A 25,037-nucleotide genomic window follows, 5' to 3' on the forward strand; every position below is an offset into this window, starting at 1 on the left:
TCATATTTGGTGCTGAAACGGTAAGAATTCAACCCCTATCGTCCAAAACACCGCCTTACTGGCGCTGCGCAAGCTGCATTACCAAGCTTGCTAAGCGCTGGCGCTGCTCCTTATCTAACTTTTTCCCGGCGCGCTCCTGCGCCAGCAATGCAACGTACTCCTCATGCGGAGAGCGCTGGCGCTGAACGTGCTGTAGGTGCTCTATCCAGCCATTCAGTTCTGCTTCTCTATCGGCCTTTGGAATTAACAGTTCGCGCTTGGCGAAAGCCGCCAAAGCCTGCCCCTGCTGACTACCCTGAAAATGCGCCAATACGACTTGTGGGCTGCGATAACGCCCGGCCTTGAGCAGTGCAATCAACTCTCGGCATAAAGGCGCATCGTCATCTTCCGGCAACCACTCCAAGTGATCGGGTAGCACCGATACCAAGTTAGGCTCATGCAATAGCAACTGAACAATACGCCCAACAGGGGAAAGCGCCTGCGAGCGCGCCCTTGACGACGGTGCAACCGCAGCCTGAACGTCTACTGACGACGGCGACGCCTCTGCAAATTGCTCGCCCTGTTTCTGAACGAGACGCTGCTGCGCTGCCTGAGCACGCTTTTCGAGCAGCACTCTCAACTGCTCCTGCGCCAGCCCGCTACGCTGGGCCAAAGACTCGAGCAGTAGTGATTTGAGCATGCCTTCGGGCACTTTGTTCAATGCTTCAAGCACCTGACTGGCAAATCGCTCACGCCCTTCCACCGTGTTCAGATCGCGCCCTTGGGCCGCCTGCTCAAACAAAAACTCCGACAGTGGCATGGCACAGGTCACACGATCCTGAAACGCCTGGGCACCTTCACGTCGCACCAGGGTGTCCGGGTCGTCACCTTCAGGCAGAAACAGAAAGCGCGCTTCTCGGCCATCAATCATTTGCGGAAGCGCGGTTTCCAACGCCCGGCTTGCCGCCTGCCTGCCCGCACGGTCACCGTCGAAACAGAACACCACGCGACTCACCAATCGAAACAGGCGGGTCAAGTGATCTTCCGTGGTGGCGGTACCCAGCGTTGCCACAGCGTTATGGATGCCGTATTGCGCTAACGCCACGACATCCATATAGCCTTCGACCATCACCAGTTGCTCAAGTTTGCTCGAAACTTGGCGCGCCTCATACAAACCGTATAGCTCGCGGCCTTTATGGAACACCGGTGTTTCAGGCGAGTTGAGGTATTTAGGCTGATCATCGCCCATCACCCTGCCGCCAAAAGCAATCGTGCGACCACGCAGGTCGCGAATCGGGAACATGACCCGATCTCGAAAGCGGTCATAGGTACGCCCGGTATCTTCGCGGTGAATCAGCAGGCCGTACTCAACCTGAACCGGCTCACCAATACCGCGCTCGCTTAGGTGCTGCTTTAGCGCCTCCCAACCAGCCGGGGCATAGCCAATACCATAGGTTTTGATAACGTCACCAGAGAGCCCACGCCCCGACAGATAACGCTGGGCAGGCTGGCCTTCCTGCATCTTTAATCGCTCGCGATAAAAACTTGCGGCGAGCTCCAGCAAGTTAACACCCTCTTTGCGCATCTTTTCCCGCTGCTGGGCACGCGGATCATCGGCACCCTCGCGGGGCACTTCAATACCCAGACGACCAGCTAACTGCTCTACCGCTTCAGGAAACGGTAATTTGTCGTACTCCATCAGAAAGCGTAGTGCATTGCCATTCGCTCCGCAGCCAAAGCAGTGATAAAACTGCTTATCAGCACTGACGGTGAACGACGGCGTTTTCTCTTGATGGAACGGACATAGTCCCGAGTAGTTACGACCGGCCTTTTTAAGCTGCACACGCTCACCAACCACCTCGACCACGTCAACGCGGCCTAACAGGTCATCAATAAAACGCTGTGGAATCTGGCCTGCCATGAACGTCGGGCATCCTCGCGCAAAGCGCTGGCTTTGAAGACAATGTTTTTAAGAACATGATATTTAAGAACATAATATTCAAGAACATAGCGCTTAAGAACATGTTTTTAAAACAGTGCCTAAGATCATCCGGCCCACTGCCAGATCACCTTAAACAGCGATGGTCACAAACAGCCATCAAGTATCGAAAAACAAACGGCCACCTAGTGGCGGCCGTTTGGCATCCCTCTTGAGACGACCAGCTAATTGCTCCGGCCCCCTCGGGTACGGATCTAATAGAGCCGTTCGAAACGCTTTTGCTCACGCTGAACTTTCTTGGCGTGGCGTTTTACGGCAGCTGCCGCTTTGCGTTTACGCTCAGCAGTCGGCTTCTCATAGTGCTCGCGGCGGCGTACTTCAGAGAGAACACCGGCTTTTTCGCAAGAACGCTTGAAGCGACGCAGGGCGACGTCAAACGGCTCGTTATCACGTACTTTTACAGAAGGCATTAAGCACTCACCTACCTTAAGGAGTCTTGAGTTCGGATAGTACGTACACTGCAATGTTGCGGTTTAGAATGCGGTGTACGACCCAGTTTTACAGCGCACAATAGTCTAGTCGCCACTAGCTATCTTTGCAAATGCTAACGCTCGTCTACAAGTACAATGCTAAACTATTGCACTGATATTTTTCACCCCACTTTCTGCAAATGCATCCTCAAAGAGTCCCTTTTTTATGCGTGTACTGGGCATTGAAACATCCTGCGATGAAACGGGTGTCGCGCTTTATGACACCGCGCTGACAGGCGGCAAAGGGTTGCTGGCTGACGCGCTGTATAGCCAAATCGCTATGCACATGGAATTTGGCGGCGTGGTGCCCGAGCTCGCCTCTCGGGATCACACACGTAAACTGCTACCATTGATTGAGCAGGTGCTCAGCGATGCCAAACTGACGCGCCACGATCTGGATGGCATTACCTATACCGCCGGGCCAGGCCTGGTGGGCGCTTTAATGGTGGGTGCCAGTACGGCCCATGGCATGGCCCGCGCACTGAATATTCCGGTGCTTGGCGTTCACCATATGGAAGGCCACCTGCTGGCGCCGATGCTGGAAGAAGAGTCTCCTGAATTTCCGTTTGTCGCGCTACTGGTATCCGGCGGGCATACCCAGCTAGTTGAAGTGCAGGGGCTGGGACGCTATCAACTGCTCGGCGAATCGGTGGATGACGCGGCGGGTGAAGCGTTTGACAAAGCCGCCAAGATGCTAGGCCTTACCTATCCAGGTGGGCCTGAAGTCGCCAAGCTAGCAGAACAGGGCGACCCCAAGCGCTTTCGTTTCCCACGCCCCATGACCGACCGCCCAGGGCTTGATTTCAGCTTTTCGGGCTTAAAAACCCATACCATGACAGCCATTCGTCAATTAAAGGCCGCCAACGAACTTGACGCCCAAGCCCGCACCGACGTTGCCCGTGCCTTTGAAGAGGCGGTTGTCGATACGCTGGTGATTAAGTGCCGCCGAGCGCTGGACCAAACTGGCTTGAAACGTTTAGTGGTCGCAGGTGGCGTCAGCGCCAACCAGCGTCTGCGCGAACGACTGCACGTTGAGTGTGAGAAGCGCCAAGCTCGGGCTTACTACCCAAGGGGGCGTTTCTGCACCGACAATGGCGCCATGATTGCTTATGTCGGCGCGCAACGCCTGGCGGCAGGCGAGTGCGATATATCCGGTTTGATGCAGGCAACGCCCCGCTGGCCACTAGACCAACTCGCACCGCCCAAGAGCCTCACCACTCTCTAACGGTTAAGAGCCGCGAAACGGCGGCTCCTCGCCACGCCGCAGTCGGCGAATATTGAACCCATGGCGAGTCAGCACCAGTAGGCTGAAGCCGCCTACCACCATAAAATACTCAGGGGCTAACCAAACGCATAACAGCGGCGCCAATAAGGCACTCACTAATGAGGCAATTGCCGCCGTCTTCAACCGCCACGCCAGCAACGACCAGACAACCGCACTGAATAGCGCCACATAGGGCACCAACACCAGCAGCACACCAAATGCGCTTGCGACCGCTTTGCCGCCACGAAAGCCGTGCCAGAGTGGAAAACTGTGGCCCAACAAAACCGCTAGTCCAACCAATCCTTGCAGCCAAACCGGACAGCTCATTAATTTCGCCCCCAGCACGGCGGGCATACCCTTCAAGGCATCTAACAGCAGCGTCGCTGCTGCCAAACGAGGCCCGTAAAGTCGCAGTACGTTGGAAAAGCCTGGATTACACGAGCCGTGTTGGCGGGGATCGCCCACACCAGACAAGCGGCAAACGCTCAACGCTGCCAGCCAACTACCGCTTAAATAACCCACCACTATCCACACCATGGCGCTCTGCTCGCTTTATAGACCAACTCGATGGTCCTACTGACTGTCGTTTCCCCCCATCCTAACGTACAATCGCCCGCTTGTTACCGTAGGGGAAAGCGGGATGGATCGCATTTTGATTGAGGCGTTAGCCGTCGACACCGTCATTGGTGCCTACGACTGGGAACGCTCGATTCAACAGTCGCTGAGTTTGGATCTTGCGTTGGCTACTGACATTCGTTCGGCAGCAGCCACCGATGATTTGCTCCTCACACTAGACTACGCTGCCATCTGCCAGCGCATCCAGCAGTTTGCCGATACCCACCAGTTTGCCCTGGTAGAGACCTTCGCCGAACGCTTGGCAGAGTGCCTGCGCACAGAGTTTCCGATCACCTGGCTGCGCCTAACGGTGCGCAAACCGGGCGCCGTTCCCAACGCTGCCAGTGTTGGCCTGGAAATTACCCGTGGCGTCCTGCCAGAGGCCACTCAGGAGCTCGGCACATGAAGCTGGTAACGGTCAGTTTAGGTAGCAACATTGAACCCATCCGACATCTTCGCCTCTGCCTTGATGCATTGAATGACACCTTTGGCCCCTTGCATATCTCCCGCGTGTTTGAAAGCGAGCCGGTCGGTTTCTCAGACAGCCGTAATTTCTATAATTTGGTTGTGGCCTTTCACAGCGCCTGGACGCCCGGAGAACTTCAGGCTTGGGGTAAACAGCTCGAAATTGAGCATGGCCGCCTGCCCGATATTGCTAAATTCAGCCCCCGCGCGCTGGATATTGATCTGCTAACCGTGGGTGATACCTGCGACACTGTTGATGGCATCAGTTTACCGCGCGGCGAAATCACCCATAATGCATTTGTTTTACAGCCGCTTGCCGAGCTACTGCCCGAGCAGCACCACCCGGTTTGCGGCACGCCTTACGCTGAGCTATGGGCAGCCTTCGAGCTAGGCAACCAGCGCCTCTGGCCGGTGGCTTTTAGCTGGCGGGGCCGCTGGATCTCCCAAGCAGATGAGCAGCCTCGTCTTACGGCGGCAAGCCGATAACTTCTTCAGCAGCGAACACGCAAGAACACTACGTTAGCGCAGACGCCACCGCCTGCCCGCGATGCTCGCGTAATGCTTCCCCCAGCGCCGCTCCTTGATACCCTTCGGCTATTAGCGTCTGAGGATTAACCTTACGGGCTGCCTGCCAAGCGCCTTCAAGCTGGCCAACCTGATCAGGTGCCAACACTTTGACTAACGCCAACTGCGCCTCTACCTGCTCGGGTTTACGCCAGCCATCCAAGCGCTCCAGCCAGTGCAGCACCTTCGGCCCATCTAACGATTCAGCTAACAGCGCATGCGTATGCGCCGTATGGCGGGCAAGCTGAGCAACGACGTTAGGCAGCTTAAGTCTCGTGACCAAAATCTCGCGCTGATCGGCGGTTAGTGGCGAGAGCAGCTGTGCATAGCGCCAGTGGGCCAACGACAGAGTACTGCTCGAAGGCACCTGGTCCAGCGCAATCAATCCTTTTTCTAATGCCTCATCCGATAATTCTGGCCACCACACTTTGAGCGCGTCGCAGCGCTCCAGCGTAGTGAAGTAGACTTCTGGGTTTGGCTCGCCTAGCGCTTTTTCGGTTTCCACCCAAACCCGCTCGGCGGCCAAATGCTCAAGCTCGCCGCTCTGGCTCACTTGGCGCATCAGCGCTATCGTCTCTGGCGCAATGGTGAAACCCAGCGATGCATAGCGAGCCAAAAAACGCGCGGTACGCAACACCCGCAGCGGATCTTCGCTAAACGCCGCTGAGATATGCCGTAACACGCGCCGCTCAATATCGCCCTGACCATTGAAAGGGTCGGTCAACTCGCCGTCAGTGCTCTGGGCAATCGCGTTGATCGTCAAATCACGCCGCAGCAGGTCCTCTTCCAGCGTCACATCCGGACTGGCGTGCACCTCAAACCCTGCATAGCCGTGGCCCGACTTGCGCTCAGTGCGAGCCAGTGCGTACTCTTCCGCAGACTCTGGGTGCAAAAAGACCGGAAAGTCGCGCCCGACAGGCTTAAAACCGCGCTTGCGCATAGCGTCTGGTGTTGCGCCCACCACGACCCAGTCGTTGTCATAGACCGGCCAACCCAACAGCGCATCGCGCACGGCGCCGCCGACCCGATAAACGCTCAGGCCTACTAAGCATGGATCACTGTTTGGCTCTCTCACTGCCATTTTCCCCGCTGATGACTCGCCACGCTGGTGCGCTCGCCACTGTCCAGATCGAGCGCAGTTAATCGTCCGCCCCATACACAGCCTGTATCCAGCGCCTCGACGGGCACTCGAGCTTTAGGGGTTTTGCCCTCAAGAGCAGCCCAGTGGCCAAATAGCAGCCGGGTGTCATCGCTTCGCGGGTATTGAAACCAGGGAAGAAAGCCTATCGGGGCGCTATCGAGCCCCTCTTTAGCGGCAAAATCCAACCGCCCCTGAACATCAATAAAGCGCATGCGGGTCAGGACGTTGACGATCAGGCGCAGGCGATCCATGCCGTCTAGATCGTCGCACCATAGATCCGGCTGGTTACCAAAGAGCTGGGTTAAAAACTCACCGGATGTCTCACTGGTAAGTGCCGCCTGCACTTCGCGCCCTAACGTCTCGGTTTGGGCCACGCTCCATTGGGGCAGCAGTCCGGCATGAGTCATCAGCGTATGGTTTTCAAACACACTCAGCGGCTGGCTCTGCAGCCAGTCCAGCAGCGCTTCGCGATCAGGCGCGTTCAGAATATCGCTTAGGGTGTCGTTTTTTTTCAGTTTGCCACCGCCACGGGCCGCCACTAATAAATGAAAATCGTGATTACCTAGCACCGTTCGCGCGGCGCTGCCCAGCGCGCGCACTTCCCGCAGGCACTCTAAAGAGCCTGGTCCTCGGTTGATCAAATCGCCTACCAGCCAAAGCGTATCCCGCGCGGGATTGAAGCCGAGCCTCTCAAGAAGGGCTACAAACTCGGCGTGACAGCCGTGTAAATCGCCGATCACATAGCTACTCATGCGCGAAGCCTTTATTAATAAAATGAGTGAGCTAAATACTACCACCTCCGCTACTTACTCTGCCTGTCGTCGCTGTCGTTGTTAATGATTAACACTGGTGAAAAAGCCAAACCTGGATCACTATAAAAGCACGTATTAACACTCTTAAGCCTCACGTCAACCAACGAAGCGACCCTAATAAGCGTTGCCACCACCGTTAAGGAAAACGACCCTCAGATGACAATGGATCATACCCGGCGCGGGCTACTGCGCGTCGTCACCCTCGCCGGTATTGGCTCGGTAGTGCTGCCCGGCACCATGCTTCTCCCTACGGCACAAGCTGAAAGACCTAAGCTCTCCCCACCACACGCCCCGGTAACGGTGAACGGCTGGCTGCTTAAGGCTAGCGACCGCTGATGTATATTGATTTCCGGGCGATCAGTGAACATCAGGACGGCATAGATGTGTGCATTATTGGCGCTGGCGCTGCGGGTATTTCCATGGCAGTCACTCTGGCTGAGCAAGGGCACAGTGTCTTGCTCTGCGAAGGCGGCGATGCTGACTACAGCGAACGCTCCCAAGAGTGCTACCGAGGCGAGACAGTGGGAGACCCTTATATTCCGCTGTATGGCGCTCGCTTGCGCTACTTAGGTGGGTCGACCAACCACTGGGGAGGCGTTTGTCGCCCCTTGGATCGTTACGACTTTACCGCCAAGACCGCCAGTAGCGAGACGGCCTGGCCGATTGGCCGCGATGCGTTAGAACCTTACTACAACGCTGCCGTCAGCCTACTTGGCTTAGAGACGACGCCTGCCGATTACTTAATCACCAACGCGGCGCTTAAGCGTATCTATTTTTCGCTGGGTCACCCCACCCGCATGAAGGAGAAGCATGCCGCTACGCTCAGCGAATCGACCACTATTCAGTGCTGCCTAACTGCCAATTTGGTCGCGCTAGAAACGCAAAACGGTAAGGTCACCACCGCCACGTTTAGAAACTACCAAGGCGACTTCCGTCAGGTTCGAGCTCACTACTTCGTGCTCGCCTGCGGCGGTATTGAAAACTCACGTCTATTGCTTTGGTGCAATCAACAGGCCCAAGGGCAACTGATACCGGAAGATGCCACCCTGGGGCGCTACTGGATGGAGCATCCCCACGCCACGGTGGGTAAGGCACTGCTGTTTGAGCCTGCAGCGCTGGGCTTAGACGATGAGTACAATGTGTTTCTCTCCCCTACAGCTGACGCCATCGCTTCACGGCAAATGCTTAACTGTGGTTTACGCTTGCACCGCATGAACGCTGAGGCCACCCAGGAATTGATCGATGAGCTTGCTGACCAGGCGCCTACGCTGGCTGGACGGATAAGTACTTGGCAAGCGCAGGGACGTATGATTCACGGCGCGGTGCTTAGGGCCGCCTGGGAGCAGGAGCCACGCTTCGATAATCGTATCGAGCTGAGCGATGAATTGGATACGTTGGGCGTACCGCGCAGCCGCTTGGTTTGGCGACAATCGGATTTGGACAGTCATACTATTCGCGAGAGCATGCTGCTACTCGGCGAATATCTGCGCGACAACGAGGTCGGAAGACTACAAATGGAAGACTGGCTAGCGGATACCCCGGTGCATCTACCGACCGAGGGCGAAATCGCTGGCCGTCACCATATGGGCGGGACGCGGATGAGTATGAATCCTGAGGACGGCATCGTTAATTCTGACTGCCGCCTATTTGCTCAGGACAATTTCTATATCGCGGGCTCTAGCCTTTTCGCCAGCGTCGGACATGCCAATCCGACGCTAACCTTAGTGCAACTGGCTCTGCGGCTTTGCGACCACCTGGAGAGCAGGCTAGCTCAGACGCCTAGTGAAGCTGTAGCGGCACGGCCAATCTGAAGGGGGTAATCGCCACTTCAAAGGCGCGCTGGGTGGAGGTGTCTAACAGAGTGTAGGCGCCCTCCATTACTCCTACCGGTGTTTGCAGAATGGCACGACTAGTGTAGCGGAAGCTCTGACCCGGCCCAATCAGCGGCTGCTGACCGACAACGCCTTTGCCGCGCACTTCCTGGCAGTCACCGCTGCCCTGAGTGATTTTCCAGTAGCGCGCCATCAGTTGAACGCTGTGGGGGCTTTGGTTGTGCACCGTCACGGTGTAGCTAAACACGTAGCGCGCCTCAACGTCGCTGGACTCATCGGCTCGATAGCTAGGCGCGACGCTTACTTTGATCGCTAGGCCACTCACTCTTCGCTGCCCCGCTCACTTCTCGCCTGCTCATCGGCTGCCACACGATTGGCAATCGCCACATATTCAGCCACCGTCAGGGTTTGCGGACGGCGAATGGGATCAATACCCAACTCTTCTAACGTCTCGGGACTCACCCGTCCTTTGAAGTTATTGCGCAACGTTTTACGCCGCTGACCAAAGGCGAGCTTCACCAGCTCAAACAGCAGCACGGGATCCTCTGCAGTGTGAGGTAGCTGCCCGTGGGGCGTTAAGCGCACAATCGCCGAGTCAACCTTGGGCCGCGGCACAAACGCTTCCGGCGGCACAATAAACAGCTGTTCAACCTGACAGTAGTACTGCGCCATGACCGAAAGCCTGCCCCAGTCGGTGCCACCCGGCTCTGCGGCTAAGCGTTCAACCACCTCTTTTTGCAGCATAAAGTGCATATCTTCGATAGCACTTCCTGCGGCCAGCAGATGAATGATCAGCGGTGTTGAGATGTTGTAAGGCAGGTTGCCCACCACGCGAAGCGCAGGCCCATCGCCTTTTAATGCGGCAAAGTCGAACTTGAGCGCATCGCCTTCATGGATGACAAAATCGGGGTAGTTAAAAAATTGCACCCGCAGGCCAGGAATCAGGTCGCGATCAAGTTCAATCACTTCCAGGTGCCCGGCGGCTTCCAGCAGCGGCTCGGTCAGCGCGCCTTGGCCAGGGCCGATTTCGACAAGTCGATCCCCCGAGCGCGGGCCCACCGCGCGAACGATCCGCGAAATAATGCCGAGATCGCGTAAAAAGTTCTGGCCAAAGCGTTTACGAGCGCGGTGTTGGGGCACAGTAGACATCAAACGGTGTTCCTTGGAGTGCGGATTCAATCGAGAGTATGTAGCCGAGAGTATGTAGCCGAGAGTATGTAGCAGCAAAGACTAGGCAGTCGCCGACAATCGCTGTGCGGCTAAACGGCGGGCAAGGGCGATAGCGACGTTTAGGCTGCCGGGGTCGGCTACCCCTTTTCCAGCCAAGTCCAGCGCGGTGCCGTGATCGACCGACGTGCGCACCAGCGGTAGGCCCAGCGTAATATTGGCGGCTTGACCGAAGCCTGCGTACTTGAGAACTGCTAAGCCCTGATCATGGTACATCGCCAGTACCGCATCGACACCCGCTAAGTGTCGGGGAGTAAACAGCGTGTCGGCTGGCAGCGGACCGTGAATATCCATCCCCTCAGCGCGTAAGGCTGCCAGCGCTGGAATAATAATATCCAGCTCTTCGCGGCCCAAATGCCCCTCTTCACCGGCATGTGGATTCAAGCCACACACGGCTATGCGCGGTTTGGCAATCCCAAACTGACGCTGCAGATCAGCCGCCAGCAAGCGGCTAATCTGGGTCACTCGATCATAAGTGATCGCATCAGCCACATTGCGCAGCGGCAAGTGAGTGGTCACCAGTGCTACACGAAGATCAGCGCTACCCTGCCAGTTTGGCGACGCCGCATGCAGCGCCGCATCAGTGGCCAGTAGCATCACTACTTCAGCGACACCGCAAGCATCACGCAGCCATTCGGTGTGGCCGGTAAAGCTGGGGTGCCCTCCTTCAATAATCACGCCTTTGTGCAGTGGCGCCGTGACCATAGCGGCGGCGTGGCCTGTTTGGCACGCCTCAACGGCAAGCGCCAAGATAGCCAGCACATAGTCGGCGTTGGCGGGGTTTAAGCACCCCGGTGTAGCAGGCGCTTTAAGCGCAACAGGCCAGACCGGCAATACCTTGGCGTCAGCCGGTAAGTGACCGGGTGAACATTCAACAATCGTGATGTTAAGCCCCAGCATAGCTGCCCGCTGGCGCAGCATATCTGGGTCACCAATGGCAACGGTATCAGTGGGCAACTGGCCCTGCGCTGCCAGCATTAAGATCAATTCAGGGCCGATACCCGCCGGTTCGCCAGTCGTCACTACCACCGGCAAAGCGCTACTTGCCGTTACCGCGCCATCTCCCCTTAAACCTTTATCAGCCATCAGAGACGAATATCAACAAAGGCCTGTGAGCGAATCTCTTGCTGCCAAGTTTGCAGCTCTTCGTTGGCGCGGCGCTGGAAAATCGCTTGACGCACCTGCTCACGCTGGCTCTCCTGCGTTACGTTCTGGCGGCGGCGCTCTTGCACTTCAATCACGTGGTAGCCGAACTGAGAGCGTACCGGTTGAGATATCTGATTAGCACTTAAACCGCGCATTGCTTCTTCAAAAGCAGGAACGGTTTGCCCTGGGCGCACCCAGCCAAGCTCACCACCATTCAGCGCGGTACCGCTATCGTCACTAACCTCACGCGCCACCGAGGCAAAATCCTCGCCCTGAGACAAGCGCTCGCGCACCTCTTCAGCAAGGGCTCGGGCTTGATTCTCATCGCGATTAGGGGTCAGTGCAATCAGCACATGACGTGCGCGGGTCTCTTCAATAAAGTTCTGCTCGCCGGACTGATTCGTCTGCTGATTTAAAAAACGCTCAACGTCACGATCGCTGACCGATACACGATTGCGAATCTGACTCTGCTGCACCTGACGCATTAGCATTTCACGGCGCACATCATCGCGTACCATGGCCAAGGTCATGCCGTCGCCCTCTACCGCATCGGCAAACTCTTCAAGCGTCATGCCGTTTGACTCAGCGATGGAGCGCACTTGACTGTTAAGTTCGGTGTCGTCAATAGTGAGACTGGTGTCTTCTGCCATCTGGAGCTGAATCTCTTCCATCACCATGCGTTCAAGCACCTGACGCTCTAGCTGCGACCGCGGAGGGAGATTACCGCCCTGAGCCTGGGCCTGCTGCTCAATTTGCACCATCCGGTCGTTAAGCTCGCTGCGCATAATGACATCGTTATTAACTACCGCCACGATGCTGTCCAGCGCCTGGCGCTGGGTGGACTGGAAGTTCTGCGCCTGCAGCGCAAGCGGGGCCAACGCCATGCCAGCGCCTACGCACAGAGCCAACAGGCTACCAGCAGAGAGCTGTTTCATACGGCCTAGCAGGGGCTTTCTCATTTTCATAACAAACGTCTCTTTCATTAGCCATTCAGTGGATGTCATTTACAGGGCAGTCGGACGATAGCCAGGAATGGTCTGTTCAAAATAGCTGTCCGCATCCTGACCAACACCGCCTAGGCCACGGAATACGAAGCGCAAAAATAGCCCGCGATCATTAAAGTCATCATCGATGGGGGCGGTGTCATTGTCGTCTACCCATTCGCGCCACACCAGCTGCAGTCCATAGCAGCAGTTATTCCACTGCACGCCGGCCAATTGCTCCAGGGAGCGCTCATTGGCTTGATCGTGCAGGTAGCGGCCAATCAAATCAATGTTGGTCGTGGCTTTCCAGGCAAACGAGAGATCCCACTCTTCGCGGTTATAGTCGCGAAAGCCATCGTCGCCCGGTAATACACCTGGGTCGAACCCTTCGATCTCCCAACGGTAGCCAAGGTTCACTACATGCCCTTTCGGGTGCCGATAACCTACATCGATGCTTGAACGTTCGGTACGCTCACGGTGATCATCGTAGAGCCATTCTGCTCCACTGCTCCAGCGATCATTGATCTGCCAGTCCAGTCGGGTGACCAGCGGCGAACGATCCCGAGTGGCTTGGTAGCGACTTTCAGGGTTAACGTTGGGGTTGTCTTGCGGCCGATCCGGCAGTGTATCGGGATCGCCTTCGCTATCGATTCGACGCTCATCGAAGTAAACACTCTGCCCTATCCCAAACGATAAGCGGTCGCGACCAGTGGCATCTTCCAACAGGCGCGACTGCACGCCATAGGAGAGTCGATTGAGATCACCCACCCGGTCAGCGCCGGAAAAACGCTGGGCTGACCAGAGCTGATCCCATGAGAAGGCACGTTCACGGCTATCAAAATCAGGCAATTCACTCTGGTCAGTTCGCGGCACATAAGCGTAGTTCAAACGCGGCTCTAAGGTTTGGCGATAATCGCGCCCCCCCAGCGCTAACTCCCGCTCAAACACCAACCCACTGTCGACCGTGGTAACTGCTACGCTGCGGTTGGGCGAATCGCTACGCTGGGTATCGCGTTCACCATAATCCAGTTCGTAAGCGGTATTCCACAGCTCGGTACGCGGCTCCAAGTGCCCCCACGGCTGCTCAAATCGCCAGCCAACGGCAGGCGTAAGATGCAAGCGGCTACCGGTAGCTGCTTCGCGCTCAGGCACTTGGCGCTCATCAACATCGCGCCAAAAATAGGTCGCGTTGGAACGCCACTGGGCATAGAGCCCGTTGTCGAACTGCCAGTTGGCGTTGGCGCTTAGGCTCGGCAGACGATAAAAAGGCTTGTCAGTATCGCTGAGGGGATCTTCCAGGCGCTGAAATCCCTGCGCTCGAGCATCCAGTTGCCAGCGTTGACCACGGTAATCGACTTGGGCCAAACGCTCCATGCTGGCACGACTGTTGCTGCCAAACTCACCGCCAAAATCATCAAAGTAACGGCCGTCGCTGGCAGCCCCATAGCGTATCCGGTAATCACTGCGCTCGTTGACACGCCCAGCGTGGCGAGCATCAACATACCAGCGATCCTCGCCCTCAAAACGGTTAGCATCACCGCCGGAGCCACCGTTATCGCTGTTTAAATAGCCGCCTTCAATGATGCCCGCGCTCTCATCGAGCAAGTAGCGGTACTCCCCGTTCATCAGCAGGCCGTGGTCGGTCATCCAGCGCGGTGTAAGGGTCGCATCTTGATTAGGCGCGATGTTCCAATAAAACGGCTGGGCGTAGTCGAACCCATCGGCAGAGAAGCCCAGCGACGGTGAAAGCAGCCCCGTATGGCGGCGATCATCAATGGGAAAGCGTAACCACGGCCAATAAAACACCGGGACGTCTTTGACATGTAAACGCGCATGACGAGCAGTCCCGTAGCCTTCGGCCTGGTTAAGGCGAATATCGCTACTGACTAACTGCCAGCTATTTTCACCGGGATCGCAGGTGGTGAAAGTGGCGTCCTGTAAGCGGTATTGGGATTCGCCGGTCTGCTCCAATTGGCTGGCCTGGCCCCGCAAATGCTGCTCATACAAAACATAGTGACTGTTCCCTAGCGTCGCGCGATCCTCATTGAGTCTGAGCATAGCCTGCTCACCGCGCACCAGCGCTTGTCCATCGCGGATGGCAATATTACCTTCTGCATCAACCTGCTGGCGGTCAGCGGGTAAAAAGATTCGCTCGGCTTCCACCTCTTCACTGCCACGCCGTAACACAACGTCACCGCGCAGCAGCGCTTCACCATCGGCAGCGTAATCGACTTCACTGGCTTCTAGTGAGAGAGTTTCCGGGTTATCTTGCGCTGACAAGCGGTAGCCGGGCATCACATAGCGCCCACGGCACAACTGGTTAGCTGCTTCCTCTTCTCCCCAAGGCTGCCAATCTAACGCTTCAGCAGGCATCGTTTGCCCTTGTGCCACCGCTGTAAACGAGGCGCCAGCAAGCAAACTGCCCATCAGCGTGTGCGCAACCGGCAACGTGCGCGAAAATCGCTTGCCCATGTTCGTTATCCTTGGCATCCAGAATCGGTATTATACAGCCCGCATCATGCCCGACCAGCAAGGAGCTTGCATGTCCTCATATCGGATCAGCGCCCTCACCACGTGGGCTGCCCAACAAAACGGCCTTACCGAGGCCGATATTTCACTTTCATCCGCCGTGGGCGATGCGAGTTTTCGGCGCTATTTTCGCCTAACGCTACCCAACGGCAGTACCCAGGTAGTTATGGATGCGCCACCTGAGCAAGAGGATTCCGCGCCTTTTGTGGCTATCGCCAAACGCTGGCATAGCGCAGGCTTACCGGTACCCAAAGTGCTCGCCGCCAACCTAGCAGAAGGTTTTCTACTGCTCGACGACCTGGGTAACACGCCGCTGCAGAACTTATTCACCGACGACGCTACCACACAGGCTTATCATGCGCAGGCTCTCACGCTCATCGCGGAGCTGCAAAACCGCGCTGGACCTGACGCACTGCCCGCCTATGATACGGCGCTACTCGGCCGAGAGCTCGATTTGTTTACCGAATGGTGTCTTGGCGCTTGGCTCAATCTACCACCGCCAAAAAGCTGGCAGGCTATTCGCGAGCACCTGATCCAGCAAGCCATAGCGCAACCGGTCGTTAGCGTGCACCGTGATTATGATGCCATGAACTTGATGGTACATGACCAGCGTCTGTTTATGATCGACTTTCAGGACGCGGTGGCAGGCCCACTCAGCTACGACGTTATCTCGCTACTGCGCGGGCGCTACTGTCGCTTCAGCAGCGAGCAGTTTAACGACTTTGTTGAGGCGTTTTATCAGCAGGCACGTCGCGATGGCCGTCTTCCCAGCAGTGTGGATTTTGCCACCTTTCTGAATCAGTGCCACGCGATGGCCGCTCAGCGCTCGATAAAAGTGCTGGGGATTTTCTGCCGCTTAACCCTGCGTGATCAAAAAAGTGGCTACCTTGAGCGTTTACCGCACTTTCTAAATCATCTGGAAGACAGCCTTTCAGCACTACCGCTCTCAACCATGCCCTCCTCAACCTTGGCACAGCAGACTAAATTCGCCGAGTGGGTCAAACGCACGTTGAGGCCTGCGATTGAACAACGGCTTGCAGGGTTAGCCTTATGAAAGCAATGATTCTAGCGGCGGGGCTTGGCAAGCGGATGCGGCCGCTCACTGACCACTGCCCTAAACCGCTGCTCCCCGTAGCAGGCAAGCCGCTTATCGTCCACCATTTGGAGCGGCTTCGCGAGGTCGGCATCCATGATGTCGTTATCAATGTCAGCTACCGTGCCGAGCAGATTATCGCGGCACTCGACAATGGTGACGCTTATGGGCTGCGCATTCACTGGAGCCAAGAAACGGCGCCACTGGAAACCGGCGGTGGTATTAAGCAAGCGCTGCCACTGCTCGGTGAGGCGCCGTTTTTGCTGATTAATGGCGATGTATGGTGCAAAGCGCTGCCCGCCCCTCAGGCGCTTAAGGGCGATGATTTGGCGCACCTGGTGCTGGTGGATAACCCACCCCACCACCCCAGCGGCGATTTTGGCCTGGCAGAAGGCCGCGTCAATCAAACAAGCGCTGAGCGTTTAACCTTCGCCGGTATTAGCATCATTCATCCCGCTCTACTGGCCGGGCAGCCCCAAAGCGCCTTTGCCTTAGCGCCGTTGCTAAGGGCCGCTATTGATAACCGTCAGGTGAGTGGCGAACGTTACCCGGGGGCGTGGGTCGATGTGGGAACCCCCGAACGGCTTGCCGCGCTGGAAAGCCAGCTAAACGGCTAAGCTATTGGTGAGGCGCGCAGGCCAAGAAATGGTATGCTGCGCGACTTACCTTTCGTCGCCTAGATGAGGAGAGCAACGTGAAAGCACGGGTAAAATGGACAGAAGGCCGTCAATTCGTCGCGGAATCCGGTAGTGGACATAGCGTCGTGATCGACGGTCCGCCGGATCACGGTGGCCGCAACACCGGCCCGCGGCCAATGGAAATGCTGTTGATGGGCATGGGTAGCTGCACCGCGTTTGATATCTTGAATATTCTTGATAAGGCACGTGCCGATGTGACTGACTGCGTAGCAGAGCTGGATGCCGAGCGCGCCGACGAAGTGCCCGCTGTATTTACTAAGATTCACGTTCATTTCGTGGTCACCGGACGTGCCTTGAAAGAGAAGCAAGTACAACGCGCCGTTGAGCTCTCTGCTGAAAAATACTGCAGCGCCTCAATCATGCTCGTTAACGGCGGCGTTGAGATCACTCACTCCTATGAGATCGTCGAGGCTTGACTGCTCAGGGGCGACTCCCCCGAGCAGTGTTTAAAGCAGTGCATAAAAAAATGGCAAGGCTGGATGCAACCCGTCGCCTGGACGGGCATAATGTGCCCGCTTGTTTGCGTAGCGCGTGCTTGCAAACCTTGTTCGACCAACAGGGTGAAAGTTATTTATCGGTTCCGGCGCTGGCTCGTCGGGGTGTCTTCATCTGCCATAGGGAGGTTCGGACATGACAGACAATCTCCGACTCCACGGGTTTAACAACCTGACCAGCTCGTTGAGCTTTAACATTTACGACATCTGTTATGCCAAGACCGAAGAGCAGCGTGCGGCTTATATCGATTATATCGATGAGCTATACAACGCCGAACGTTTGACGCAGATTCTAAAAGACGTCACCAACATTATCGGCGCCCATGTGCTCAATATCGCCCGCCAGGACTACGAACCTCACGGTGCCAGCGTGACGATTTTGATAGCGGAGCATGAGTTGGACGACGCTGCGCCGGAACAAATTGCGCCGGGCCCCGGCCCTCTGCCGGAAACAGTGGTCGGCCACCTGGATAAAAGCCACGTCACTGTGCACAGCTACCCTGAGTCGCACCCTGACAACGGTATTAGCACTTTCCGGCTGGATATCGATGTCTCCACCTGTGGCCATATCAGTCCGCTAAAAGCGCTGAATTATCTGATCCATAGCTTTGACTCCGACATCGTCACCATGGATTATCGGGTACGCGGCTTCACCCGAGACGTAGACGGCAAAAAACTGTTCATTGATCACGCCATTACCTCCATCCAAGACTACCTTGCCGAAGATACTAAGCATGCGTATCAAATGATGGACGTCAACGTGTATCAGGAAAACATGTTCCACACCAAGATGCTGCTCAAGGACTTTGAGCTGGAAAACTACCTGTTCGGCACGTCCCGGCGCGATATCACGTTTGAAGAAGCGCGTGATATCGAGAGTCGTCTGCGCAAAGAGATGCTGGAGATTTTCTACTCCCGTAACCTAGACTAAGCGCCGTCTCGGAACGTCAAAAGCCAGCTTTCGCTGGCTTTTTTTATCGCTTAATCGCTATTTAATAGACGCCGGGCTCGCCTTCAGGGCGCGTCTTAAATCGTCTGTGCAACCACAAATACTGCTCCGGGTGCTTGCGAATGGCCTGCTCAATAAACTGGTTGATGCGCGTTGCATCAGCAGCTTCATCGTCGCTTGGAAACCCCTCCAGGGCAGGCAAACTCTCAATCGTATAGGTAGCGTTATCGGGATTGCGGTGAAACATCATTGGCACCACCAATGCACCAGTCATCCGCGCGAGCTTTGCCGTCAAGCGGATAGTCGCTGCCTGTTGTCCGAACAGCGGCGCAAACACGCTGACATCGCGGCCAAAATCTTGATCCGGTGAGTACCACACCATACGTCCTTTTTTGAGCTGACGAACCGCACCGCGCAGGTCATAACGGTCAATCGAAAGGCCAAAATTGCGCCCACGGGCGCGAGTCATAAAGCGCTCAAACAAAGGATTATTGTGGGGGCGATACACCGCGTCGGCTGAAAAAAATAGCGCGTGTATTGCCCCCCCCAAATCGAGGGAAGAGAAGTGAACACCAACAATGATTACCCCTTTGCCCCGGGCTTGTGCGCGGGCCATATGCTCTTCGCCGATATAAGCGACCCGGTGGCGCAGACTCTCACCATCGCGGCACCAGCCGGTCGCTGTTTCAATTAAGCCAATACCATTGGCAATAAAGGTATCTTTGACCAGTTGGCGTTGCTGTTCGGCGTTTTTTTCAGGAAAACATAACGCGATATTGGTTTGGGTGATGTGACGGCGCCGCTTGGCAAAACGCAAAGCGAGCAGCCCAAGCCATTTGCCAATGGCCATTTTCAATCCCCAAGGTAGCCAGGCTGCAACATACATCGCCCCTATCGCACACCAAGTAGGCCAATAACGCGGGTGGGCGAAGGAGCGTGGATAACGTGATTTCGACATAGCAACAACCGATTAAACAGAACGCCCATGATAACGCCGCGGCACCCGAGGCAGTACCCCTGTTAACAGCGTGTAGCTGATGGTGTCGCAGTGCCGGGCCACTTCGTCCACCGGCAACACTTCCCCACTGCTGGCTCTGCCCCACAGTATGACTTCACTGCCAATCGTGGCGTTAGGCACATCCGTTACGTCCACCGTCAGCATATCCATCGAAACTTTACCGGCAATGGCGCAGCGCTGGCCGTTCACTAGTACCGGTGTGCCATCCTGGGCATGGCGGTCATAGCCATCACCGTAGCCACAGGCGACCACGGCAATACGTGAGCGCCTTGGCGCACGCCAACGACCGCTATAGCCAACTGGCTCCCCCTCCTCAATCTCGCGCAGGGCAATGATTTCAGAGCGTAGAGTCATCACTGGCTGCAACTGCTGGGTGACTTCGTTAGCGACTTCCAGCGGGTCACTGCCGTAGAGCATTACACCTGGCCGGTTCCAGTCGCCATGGGCAACGGGCCACGCCAGCGTCGCCGGTGAGTTGGCAAGGCACAAGGGTGCCGCTAGCTCACTGGCAAGCGTCTGAAGCCGGGTCATTTGCAGGTTGAAGTAGCGGTTATCGCGGGTGTCGGCGCTAGCGAAGTGGCTCATTAAATGAAGCGAGGCCACGCTGGAGGCTTCGCTGAGCTGACGCCAGAGGGAGGCGGCTTCCTCAATGGCAAAGCCTAAGCGGTGCATGCCCGAATCGACTTTTAGCCACACCGGTATCGGCTGGCGCGGCGTTGCCGCCAGCAGGGCATCAACCTGCCACTGTGTGTGCACCGCGATCCAAAAGCCGTGGGCATCCACTAGCGCTAGCTCATCAGCGCTGAAAATGCCTTCAAGGAGCACAATGGGCTGGGTGATTCCTCCCTGCCGCAGCGTAAGGGCTTCTTCAATACAGGCAACAGCAAACGCTGGCGCTTGATCTTCAAGTGCTTTAGCGCAAGCCACAGCGCCGTGGCCGTAGGCATCGGCTTTGATAACGGCCACTGAGCGGCTTTGTGGCGCGCAGCGGCAAGCCAAGTGATAGTTATGACGCAGCGCGTCCAGATCAATATCAGCCACTAGGGGGCGCATGCGTTGTCTCGCTTAGATTTTGCTTAAGTTTCTCTTTTAGGTCTCGAAGAGGGCTTCCAAAGAGAGGCCCTGTTTTTCCAGCGAACGGCGTAGCTTTTTGAGCGCTTCAACCTGTATCTGGCGGACTCGCTCACGGGTCAAGCCAATTTCTGCGCCAACTTCCTCAAGGGTTGCCGACTCATGCCCACGCAAACCAAATCGGCGCACAACGACTTCCCGCTGTTTTTCGCTCAGCTCGTTCAGCCAAAGATCCACATGTTCTTTAACGTCGCCATCCACTAGGCAGGCTTCGGGCCCCTGAATCTCGTCGTCGGCCAAGGTATCAATCAGTGGCTTGTCACTTTCGCCGCCCATGGGGTAATCGACTGAAGAGACACGCTCGTTAAGGCCAAGCATTTTTTTGACGACTTCGACCGGTTTATCCAAGTGCTCGGCGATCTCTTCAGCGGTGGCTTCATGGTCAAACTTCTGGGTTAATTCGCGCGCCGCACGCAGGTAGATATTGAGCTCTTTGACAACGTGGATGGGTAGCCGGATCGTGCGCGTTTGGTTCATCAGCGCACGCTCAATGGTCTGGCGGATCCACCAAGTAGCATAGGTCGAAAACCGAAACCCACGCTCGGGATCAAACTTCTCCACCGCGCGGATCAAGCCCAAATTGCCCTCCTCGATCAAGTCGAGCAGCGTTAAGCCTCGATTAAGATAGCGACGGGCAATTTTAACCACCAACCGCAAGTTGGACTCGATCATCCGGGAGCGGCCCATAGGGTCACCCTTGCGCGCTAAGCGGCCGTAATAGACTTCCTCTTCTGGCGTTAATAGTGGAGAAAAACCAATTTCGTTGAGGTAAATTTGCGTTGCATCCAAGCTTTGGGTCGATTGACGATCCTCACGCCCTAGCGCCTTCTCAAAAGCATCTTCGTCTACCGTAACGTCATCATCGGTATCTTCAAGCGCCTCTTCAACAGCATCCAGGTCAACCTCCTGTAGATCTTTCTCCAACATACTCATGGCCTTACCCCTCATTTATCGCCTACCCGCCATTTATAAAGTCAAACGGATGCACTCAAAGGTGCGCACCCTATTGCTATGTGACAATTGTTATATGACGCTCGAATGCTGCGATTCGGGCAACGTACCAGTAAAACATTGGCTTCCCATTCCCATAATGAGCGCACTAGCGGGAAGGCAGAAACTCCAGAGGATCCTGTGGCTGGCCGTCGCGGCGAACCTCAAAGTGCAACCTAACGTTTTCCGCATCGCTATCCCCCATCGTGGCAATGACTTCACCGGCCTCTACCACGTCATTTTCACTGACCCGCAAACTGTCGTTATGCGCATACGCACTCAGGAATTGATCGTTGTGCTTGAGAAGGATGAGGTTGCCGTAGCCCCTGACGCCACTGCCCGCATAGACCACAATGCCGGGACCCGCTGCTTTAACAGGTTGCCCCTTTTCACCGGTGATATCAATCCCGGCGGTAATGCTATCACCTTGGCCAAACTCGCCGACGACGTTGCCATCAGTGGGCCATTGCCAAGCTACCGTTTCAGCGGGCGTATAGGTACGCGAAGAACGATCTTCGCTGGCGCTTTGGTTGGCAGAAGCGACCTCAGGCTGAGGTTCTGGCTTGGAGACTGGCTGGGGCTCTGGTTCCGGCTGCGGTGCGGGCTGTTGAGCCGGCTCTGACGAAGGTTCAGGTTCAGCGGCAGCCACTTCCGGCTCCGGCGTCGACGCGGAGGGCTCGTTACCGACTGAGGGCTCCGCTACTTGCTCGGCCGCACCTACGGCGTCGCGCTCAGCAGTAAGGCGCTGGTTACGCCGAATGGCAGATTCGTCAGGCAGTAGCCAATCCAACTCCTGCTCGTCGTTTGCCACTGATGCCGTCTGCGGATTCAACCCGGTTGCCACCGCGCCACCGCCGCTTGAGGCGTTATTAGTTGATTGGTTGCTTGCGACAGCGGTTGAGGGGGCACCTTCCCGCAGCGCAATTGTTTGTCCGGGCCGAATTTGGTAAGGGGGCTCGATATTATTGATTGTCGCCAGTTGGCGATAATCCAAATTGTGCTGCCAAGCAATGCCATACAGGGTATCACCGGCTTTAACGGTATACTGAGGCGAGTTTTCCACCGCTTGGCGTGCGTCACTTAAGTCACGCACCTGGGGTCCACTGCCCTGCTGATTGGCACAACCGGCAATTGCCAGTGCTAGCGTCGACATCATAAGCACTTTAAAACTAGAACTTTTACGCATCTAAACCTTACTCCTTTTCAGCGCCAAGCTGGGTATTGATTGGCCGACGGTCCGCGTGCCGGTTAAGTAACACGACAATCAGTGCACCCACGGCCATTAGCGCGATCACACCAGCTACTTGTGCCGAAGCGCCGGTCAATACGGCATAGTCAGCGGGCAGCAAATATCGGTGTTCCAGTGGGATCATCTGTCCCTCTGGCCCTATTTGATAGCGTAACAGCTCACGCCATGGCCAGAGAACCGGCAGTGAACCAACGATAAAGCCCAGCAACAGCTGCATGGTGGAGGTGTGATGGCGCCGTAACAGCCACGACAGCAGCCGTGAAAACAGTGCTAGGCCAACCAAGCAGCCCATTCCGAACAGCACGATGATGCCTAAATCCAGGCTACGAATCGCCCCCATGATGGTGCCGTAGAGTCCCATTGTCAGCAACAGAAAGCTGCCTGACACCCCAGGCAACAGCATGGCGCTGATGGCTATACAGCCCGCCGCCATCACCACCAGAAATTCGTTACCCAGCAGCAGCACCAGCGGCATCATGCCGGGCAACGCTTGGGCTAGTAATAGGCCCACCAATAGTGGCAGCAGGTACCAAAACTTCCAGCCGTTACTCGCTTGTCCAACCACCAACGCCGAGGCAGCAACCAAACCAAAAAAGAAGCCATCCAACAACAGTGGCTGTGTTTCCATCAACCAGAGCGCCAAGTGCGCTACGCTAAACAGGCTAACCGCCACCCCGGCGAGCAGCGGGACAAGAAAAGCGAGATTCAAATGCACGCTCAGCGCTCGCCAGCCGCCTTGACGCCATACGCCAATAGCACTTGGTCCAAACTGTTTGATCGTGTTAATTAGCTCCTCATATATACCGCAAATAAACGCAATAGTACCCCCCGACACGCCTGGCACTGCGTCGGCGGCGCCCATCCCGGCGCCACGTAAAAATATCCCCAAGGGTTGCCGCTTCAATCCACTACTCCTTGCAATAAGGGTACAAAACGCACGGGCTCAAGCCGGCGTTTTTCAAAGGCCCCACCAATACGCTTCACCTGGGTAAGCCACTGGCTGCCGTCGGGTTCTTCTAACGGGGCGATAAGTACCCCGTCATAACTTAATTGCTCTAATAACGATGTCGGCAACGTCTGAGCACAGGCGGTCAACAGAATAACGTCAAACGGTGCAACGTCAGGCCAGCCATAACCACCGTCGGCTACGGCTAATGTGGCAGGAGCCGCTAACCGCCGCAAACGCTCCGCAGCACGTTCATGTAGCGCACTAATACGCTCTATGGAATAGAGCTGCTCCACCACACGCGACAAGATTAGGGTCTGATAGCCAGACCCCGTGCCTAGTTCCAATACCCGTTGCGGGGAAGCGCGCAGCACAAGCTCTGTCATGCGTGCCACAATGAAAGGCTGCGACAGCGTTTGGCCAAAACCGATCGGTAAAGCGGTATCTTCATAAGCACGGTGGGCCAACGCTTCATCAACAAACAGGTGCCGCGGTTCGCTAGCCATCACTTCTAGCACGCGGGTATCGTTAATCCCCTGCCGCACAAGGCGCTCGACCATACGGTCACGGGTGCGCTGAGAGGTCATACCACGACCACGCAACTCACCTGGAGAGATATTAGGCAAAAACATCCAACCAATCCTGCACATCGTTACGCGCGGGGTGACGCGTTAGATCTGTTTGTAGGGGAGTAATCGACACATAGCCTGCCTCGACGGCGGCAAAGTCGGTATCTTTACCGTCATCGGCATTAGCCGCCACTGGTGCAATCCAGTAGCGTGTCCGGCCGCGAGGATCTTTAACCGCTAACGGCTTTTCTGCCGGCCCGCGATACCCCAGTCGAGTCACCTTAACACCCTTGATTTCCTCCCAGGGCACGTCCGGCACATTGACATTAAGCAGGGTACGCGGCGGTAGCGAGAGCTGATCCGCGGCACCAATCAACGTGGCGGCTACTCGGGCAGCGGTGGCGAAATGGCGCTCCCCGCATAGCGACATAGCAATCGCTGTCATGCCTAGGTTGCGCCCCTCCATCGCCGCTGCCACTGTTCCTGAGTAAAGCACGTCATCGCCCAGATTACTGCCGTGATTAATGCCTGAGATGACTAGGTCTGGTTTTTCGTCCCATACCCCATGCACCCCTAAATAGACGCAATCTGCAGGCGTGCCGTCGACGCTATAAAAGCCGCTATCTAGCGGTGTTAGCGCCAATGGCCGTGACAGAGTGAGCGAGTTACTGGCACCGCTACGATCTCGGTCAGGAGCCACTACGCGAATATTGGCGTGGGCCAACAGCGCATCGTGCAGCGCACGCAGTCCGGGCGCGTGCACACCATCATCATTGGAAAGCAGTAGTCGCCGCATGGCGGGTCTCCTTGATCATAAGCTCGTAACATGACGGCTTACATCCATCACTTTGACTAACCTTTAGGCCTTATTAGG

The 25,037-nt window shown here is 56.3% G+C and carries 26 protein-coding genes; 9 read left to right on the forward strand and 17 right to left on the reverse strand.

Going from position 1 to position 25,037, the window contains the following annotated elements; all coding sequences use genetic code 11:
• Window positions 1-55: 55 nt before the first annotated feature.
• On the reverse strand, window positions 56-1,900 hold the full coding sequence (gene dnaG / locus QT230_RS09030) for a DNA primase (RefSeq protein ID WP_308321291.1): 1,845 nt from the start codon (window positions 1,898-1,900) through the stop codon (window positions 56-58).
• Window positions 1,901-2,172: 272 nt separating this feature from the next.
• Window positions 2,173-2,388, reverse strand: a complete 216-nt coding sequence (gene rpsU, locus QT230_RS09035; protein ID WP_008956349.1) for a 30S ribosomal protein S21 — start codon at window positions 2,386-2,388, stop codon at window positions 2,173-2,175.
• 226 nt (window positions 2,389-2,614) lie between these two features.
• On the opposite strand from rpsU, the gene tsaD reads away from it, so the two are divergent.
• Entirely contained in the window at window positions 2,615-3,673 is a 1,059-nt protein-coding gene (gene tsaD / locus QT230_RS09040; protein WP_308321297.1) for a tRNA (adenosine(37)-N6)-threonylcarbamoyltransferase complex transferase subunit TsaD, read from the forward strand.
• Window positions 3,674-3,676: 3 nt separating this feature from the next.
• Here the strand turns inward: tsaD and plsY are convergent, their stop codons facing one another.
• On the reverse strand, window positions 3,677-4,249 hold the full coding sequence (plsY, locus tag QT230_RS09045; protein WP_308321298.1) for a glycerol-3-phosphate 1-O-acyltransferase PlsY: 573 nt from the start codon (window positions 4,247-4,249) through the stop codon (window positions 3,677-3,679).
• Between the two features lie 103 nt (window positions 4,250-4,352).
• Here plsY and folB point away from each other — a divergent pair, with 103 nt between their 5' ends.
• Window positions 4,353-4,733 (forward strand): dihydroneopterin aldolase, encoded by a 381-nt coding sequence (gene folB, locus QT230_RS09050; protein ID WP_308321299.1) that lies wholly within the window; start codon window positions 4,353-4,355, stop codon window positions 4,731-4,733.
• On the forward strand, window positions 4,730-5,278 hold the full coding sequence (folK, locus tag QT230_RS09055; RefSeq protein ID WP_308321300.1) for a 2-amino-4-hydroxy-6-hydroxymethyldihydropteridine diphosphokinase: 549 nt from the start codon (window positions 4,730-4,732) through the stop codon (window positions 5,276-5,278). The genes folB and folK overlap by 4 nt, the downstream gene beginning before the upstream one ends.
• Window positions 5,279-5,306: 28 nt before the next feature.
• On the opposite strand, the gene QT230_RS09060 is transcribed toward folK, so the two are convergent.
• A complete protein-coding gene (locus QT230_RS09060) occupies window positions 5,307-6,437 on the reverse strand; it encodes a polynucleotide adenylyltransferase (protein WP_308321301.1) in 1,131 nt (376 codons plus the stop codon).
• Window positions 6,428-7,249, reverse strand: a complete 822-nt coding sequence (locus QT230_RS09065) for a symmetrical bis(5'-nucleosyl)-tetraphosphatase (protein ID WP_308321302.1) — start codon at window positions 7,247-7,249, stop codon at window positions 6,428-6,430. Before QT230_RS09065 ends, QT230_RS09060 begins: the two co-directional genes overlap by 10 nt.
• Window positions 7,250-7,465: 216 nt before the next feature.
• On the opposite strand from QT230_RS09065, the gene QT230_RS09070 reads away from it, so the two are divergent.
• A complete protein-coding gene (locus tag QT230_RS09070) occupies window positions 7,466-7,645 on the forward strand; it encodes a hypothetical protein (RefSeq protein ID WP_308321303.1) in 180 nt (59 codons plus the stop codon).
• A complete protein-coding gene (locus tag QT230_RS09075; protein WP_308321304.1) occupies window positions 7,645-9,120 on the forward strand; it encodes an FAD-dependent oxidoreductase in 1,476 nt (491 codons plus the stop codon). Before QT230_RS09070 ends, QT230_RS09075 begins: the two co-directional genes overlap by 1 nt.
• Here QT230_RS09075 and apaG read toward each other — a convergent pair.
• The 5 genes from apaG to QT230_RS09100 all read right to left on the reverse strand — a co-directional run bounded on the left by apaG (window position 9,089) and on the right by QT230_RS09100 (window position 14,969).
• Window positions 9,089-9,466, reverse strand: coding sequence for a Co2+/Mg2+ efflux protein ApaG (gene apaG / locus QT230_RS09080; protein WP_308321305.1), 378 nt, complete (start codon window positions 9,464-9,466; stop codon window positions 9,089-9,091). The two genes, QT230_RS09075 and apaG, sit on opposite strands and share 32 nt — an antisense overlap.
• Entirely contained in the window at window positions 9,463-10,290 is an 828-nt protein-coding gene (gene rsmA / locus QT230_RS09085; protein WP_308321307.1) for a 16S rRNA (adenine(1518)-N(6)/adenine(1519)-N(6))-dimethyltransferase RsmA, read from the reverse strand. The genes apaG and rsmA overlap by 4 nt, the downstream gene beginning before the upstream one ends.
• A gap of 81 nt (window positions 10,291-10,371) precedes the next feature.
• Window positions 10,372-11,454 (reverse strand): 4-hydroxythreonine-4-phosphate dehydrogenase PdxA, encoded by a 1,083-nt coding sequence (gene pdxA / locus QT230_RS09090; protein ID WP_308321308.1) that lies wholly within the window; start codon window positions 11,452-11,454, stop codon window positions 10,372-10,374.
• Window positions 11,454-12,479 carry a peptidylprolyl isomerase gene (locus tag QT230_RS09095; protein ID WP_308321310.1) on the reverse strand — a complete coding sequence of 342 codons (1,026 nt, stop codon included), beginning with the start codon at window positions 12,477-12,479 and terminating at the stop codon, window positions 11,454-11,456. The genes pdxA and QT230_RS09095 overlap by 1 nt, the downstream gene beginning before the upstream one ends.
• A 39-nt stretch (window positions 12,480-12,518) precedes the next feature.
• The gene (locus tag QT230_RS09100; protein WP_308321312.1) at window positions 12,519-14,969 is read right to left on the reverse strand and encodes an LPS-assembly protein LptD; all 2,451 of its coding nucleotides are present in this window, start codon (window positions 14,967-14,969) and stop codon (window positions 12,519-12,521) included.
• A gap of 70 nt (window positions 14,970-15,039) precedes the next feature.
• Between QT230_RS09100 and QT230_RS09105 the strand changes: the two genes are divergently transcribed.
• The 4 genes from QT230_RS09105 (at window position 15,040) to speD (ending at window position 18,242) form a co-directional block, all read left to right on the forward strand.
• A complete protein-coding gene (locus QT230_RS09105) occupies window positions 15,040-16,080 on the forward strand; it encodes a phosphotransferase (protein ID WP_308321314.1) in 1,041 nt (346 codons plus the stop codon).
• Window positions 16,077-16,736, forward strand: coding sequence for an N-acetylmuramate alpha-1-phosphate uridylyltransferase MurU (murU, locus tag QT230_RS09110; protein WP_308321315.1), 660 nt, complete (start codon window positions 16,077-16,079; stop codon window positions 16,734-16,736). Before QT230_RS09105 ends, murU begins: the two co-directional genes overlap by 4 nt.
• A 77-nt stretch (window positions 16,737-16,813) precedes the next feature.
• Window positions 16,814-17,233, forward strand: a complete 420-nt coding sequence (locus QT230_RS09115; protein WP_308321317.1) for an OsmC family protein — start codon at window positions 16,814-16,816, stop codon at window positions 17,231-17,233.
• 214 nt (window positions 17,234-17,447) lie between these two features.
• Complete coding sequence (gene speD, locus QT230_RS09120) at window positions 17,448-18,242, forward strand: adenosylmethionine decarboxylase (RefSeq protein WP_308321319.1); 795 nt, start codon at window positions 17,448-17,450, stop codon at window positions 18,240-18,242.
• Between the two features lie 61 nt (window positions 18,243-18,303).
• Here the strand turns inward: speD and lpxL are convergent, their stop codons facing one another.
• From lpxL to surE, 7 genes are all read right to left on the reverse strand, one after another.
• Complete coding sequence (gene lpxL, locus QT230_RS09125) at window positions 18,304-19,218, reverse strand: LpxL/LpxP family Kdo(2)-lipid IV(A) lauroyl/palmitoleoyl acyltransferase (RefSeq protein ID WP_308321321.1); 915 nt, start codon at window positions 19,216-19,218, stop codon at window positions 18,304-18,306.
• Between the two features lie 12 nt (window positions 19,219-19,230).
• The gene (alr, locus tag QT230_RS09130; protein WP_308321323.1) at window positions 19,231-20,331 is read right to left on the reverse strand and encodes an alanine racemase; all 1,101 of its coding nucleotides are present in this window, start codon (window positions 20,329-20,331) and stop codon (window positions 19,231-19,233) included.
• A gap of 36 nt (window positions 20,332-20,367) precedes the next feature.
• Window positions 20,368-21,342 carry an RNA polymerase sigma factor RpoS gene (rpoS, locus tag QT230_RS09135; RefSeq protein ID WP_308321325.1) on the reverse strand — a complete coding sequence of 325 codons (975 nt, stop codon included), beginning with the start codon at window positions 21,340-21,342 and terminating at the stop codon, window positions 20,368-20,370.
• A 166-nt stretch (window positions 21,343-21,508) separates the two neighbouring features.
• Window positions 21,509-22,585 (reverse strand): peptidoglycan DD-metalloendopeptidase family protein, encoded by a 1,077-nt coding sequence (locus tag QT230_RS09140; RefSeq protein WP_308321326.1) that lies wholly within the window; start codon window positions 22,583-22,585, stop codon window positions 21,509-21,511.
• A 7-nt stretch (window positions 22,586-22,592) separates the two neighbouring features.
• A complete protein-coding gene (locus tag QT230_RS09145) occupies window positions 22,593-23,552 on the reverse strand; it encodes a DUF368 domain-containing protein (protein ID WP_308321327.1) in 960 nt (319 codons plus the stop codon).
• Window positions 23,549-24,226 (reverse strand): protein-L-isoaspartate(D-aspartate) O-methyltransferase, encoded by a 678-nt coding sequence (locus QT230_RS09150; protein ID WP_308321328.1) that lies wholly within the window; start codon window positions 24,224-24,226, stop codon window positions 23,549-23,551. The genes QT230_RS09145 and QT230_RS09150 overlap by 4 nt, the downstream gene beginning before the upstream one ends.
• Window positions 24,213-24,959 carry a 5'/3'-nucleotidase SurE gene (gene surE / locus QT230_RS09155; protein ID WP_308321329.1) on the reverse strand — a complete coding sequence of 249 codons (747 nt, stop codon included), beginning with the start codon at window positions 24,957-24,959 and terminating at the stop codon, window positions 24,213-24,215. Before surE ends, QT230_RS09150 begins: the two co-directional genes overlap by 14 nt.
• Window positions 24,960-25,037 lie beyond the last annotated feature (78 nt).

This window comes from Halomonas sp. SpR8 (assembly GCF_031010195.1).
Taxonomy (GTDB): domain Bacteria; phylum Pseudomonadota; class Gammaproteobacteria; order Pseudomonadales; family Halomonadaceae; genus Vreelandella.

Excerpts from the sequence above, each read along its gene's own strand:
- dnaG (WP_308321291.1), bottom strand. The coding sequence starts at position 1,900 with ATGGCAGGCCAGATTCCACAGCGTTTTATTGATGACCTGTTAGGCCGC.
- rpsU (WP_008956349.1), bottom strand. The coding sequence starts at position 2,388 with ATGCCTTCTGTAAAAGTACGTGATAACGAGCCGTTTGACGTCGCCCTG.
- tsaD (WP_308321297.1), top strand. The coding sequence starts at position 2,615 with ATGCGTGTACTGGGCATTGAAACATCCTGCGATGAAACGGGTGTCGCG.
- plsY (WP_308321298.1), bottom strand. The coding sequence starts at position 4,249 with ATGGTGTGGATAGTGGTGGGTTATTTAAGCGGTAGTTGGCTGGCAGCG.
- folB (WP_308321299.1), top strand. The coding sequence starts at position 4,353 with ATGGATCGCATTTTGATTGAGGCGTTAGCCGTCGACACCGTCATTGGT.
- folK (WP_308321300.1), top strand. The coding sequence starts at position 4,730 with ATGAAGCTGGTAACGGTCAGTTTAGGTAGCAACATTGAACCCATCCGA.
- QT230_RS09060 (WP_308321301.1), bottom strand. The coding sequence starts at position 6,437 with ATGGCAGTGAGAGAGCCAAACAGTGATCCATGCTTAGTAGGCCTGAGC.
- QT230_RS09065 (WP_308321302.1), bottom strand. The coding sequence starts at position 7,249 with ATGAGTAGCTATGTGATCGGCGATTTACACGGCTGTCACGCCGAGTTT.
- QT230_RS09070 (WP_308321303.1), top strand. The coding sequence starts at position 7,466 with ATGACAATGGATCATACCCGGCGCGGGCTACTGCGCGTCGTCACCCTC.
- QT230_RS09075 (WP_308321304.1), top strand. The coding sequence starts at position 7,645 with ATGTATATTGATTTCCGGGCGATCAGTGAACATCAGGACGGCATAGAT.
- rsmA (WP_308321307.1), bottom strand. The coding sequence starts at position 10,290 with ATGTCTACTGTGCCCCAACACCGCGCTCGTAAACGCTTTGGCCAGAAC.
- pdxA (WP_308321308.1), bottom strand. The coding sequence starts at position 11,454 with ATGGCTGATAAAGGTTTAAGGGGAGATGGCGCGGTAACGGCAAGTAGC.
- QT230_RS09095 (WP_308321310.1), bottom strand. The coding sequence starts at position 12,479 with ATGAAAATGAGAAAGCCCCTGCTAGGCCGTATGAAACAGCTCTCTGCT.
- QT230_RS09100 (WP_308321312.1), bottom strand. The coding sequence starts at position 14,969 with ATGGGCAAGCGATTTTCGCGCACGTTGCCGGTTGCGCACACGCTGATG.
- QT230_RS09105 (WP_308321314.1), top strand. The coding sequence starts at position 15,040 with ATGTCCTCATATCGGATCAGCGCCCTCACCACGTGGGCTGCCCAACAA.
- murU (WP_308321315.1), top strand. The coding sequence starts at position 16,077 with ATGAAAGCAATGATTCTAGCGGCGGGGCTTGGCAAGCGGATGCGGCCG.
- speD (WP_308321319.1), top strand. The coding sequence starts at position 17,448 with ATGACAGACAATCTCCGACTCCACGGGTTTAACAACCTGACCAGCTCG.
- lpxL (WP_308321321.1), bottom strand. The coding sequence starts at position 19,218 with ATGTCGAAATCACGTTATCCACGCTCCTTCGCCCACCCGCGTTATTGG.
- alr (WP_308321323.1), bottom strand. The coding sequence starts at position 20,331 with ATGCGCCCCCTAGTGGCTGATATTGATCTGGACGCGCTGCGTCATAAC.
- rpoS (WP_308321325.1), bottom strand. The coding sequence starts at position 21,342 with ATGAGTATGTTGGAGAAAGATCTACAGGAGGTTGACCTGGATGCTGTT.
- QT230_RS09140 (WP_308321326.1), bottom strand. The coding sequence starts at position 22,585 with ATGCGTAAAAGTTCTAGTTTTAAAGTGCTTATGATGTCGACGCTAGCA.
- QT230_RS09150 (WP_308321328.1), bottom strand. The coding sequence starts at position 24,226 with ATGTTTTTGCCTAATATCTCTCCAGGTGAGTTGCGTGGTCGTGGTATG.
- surE (WP_308321329.1), bottom strand. The coding sequence starts at position 24,959 with ATGCGGCGACTACTGCTTTCCAATGATGATGGTGTGCACGCGCCCGGA.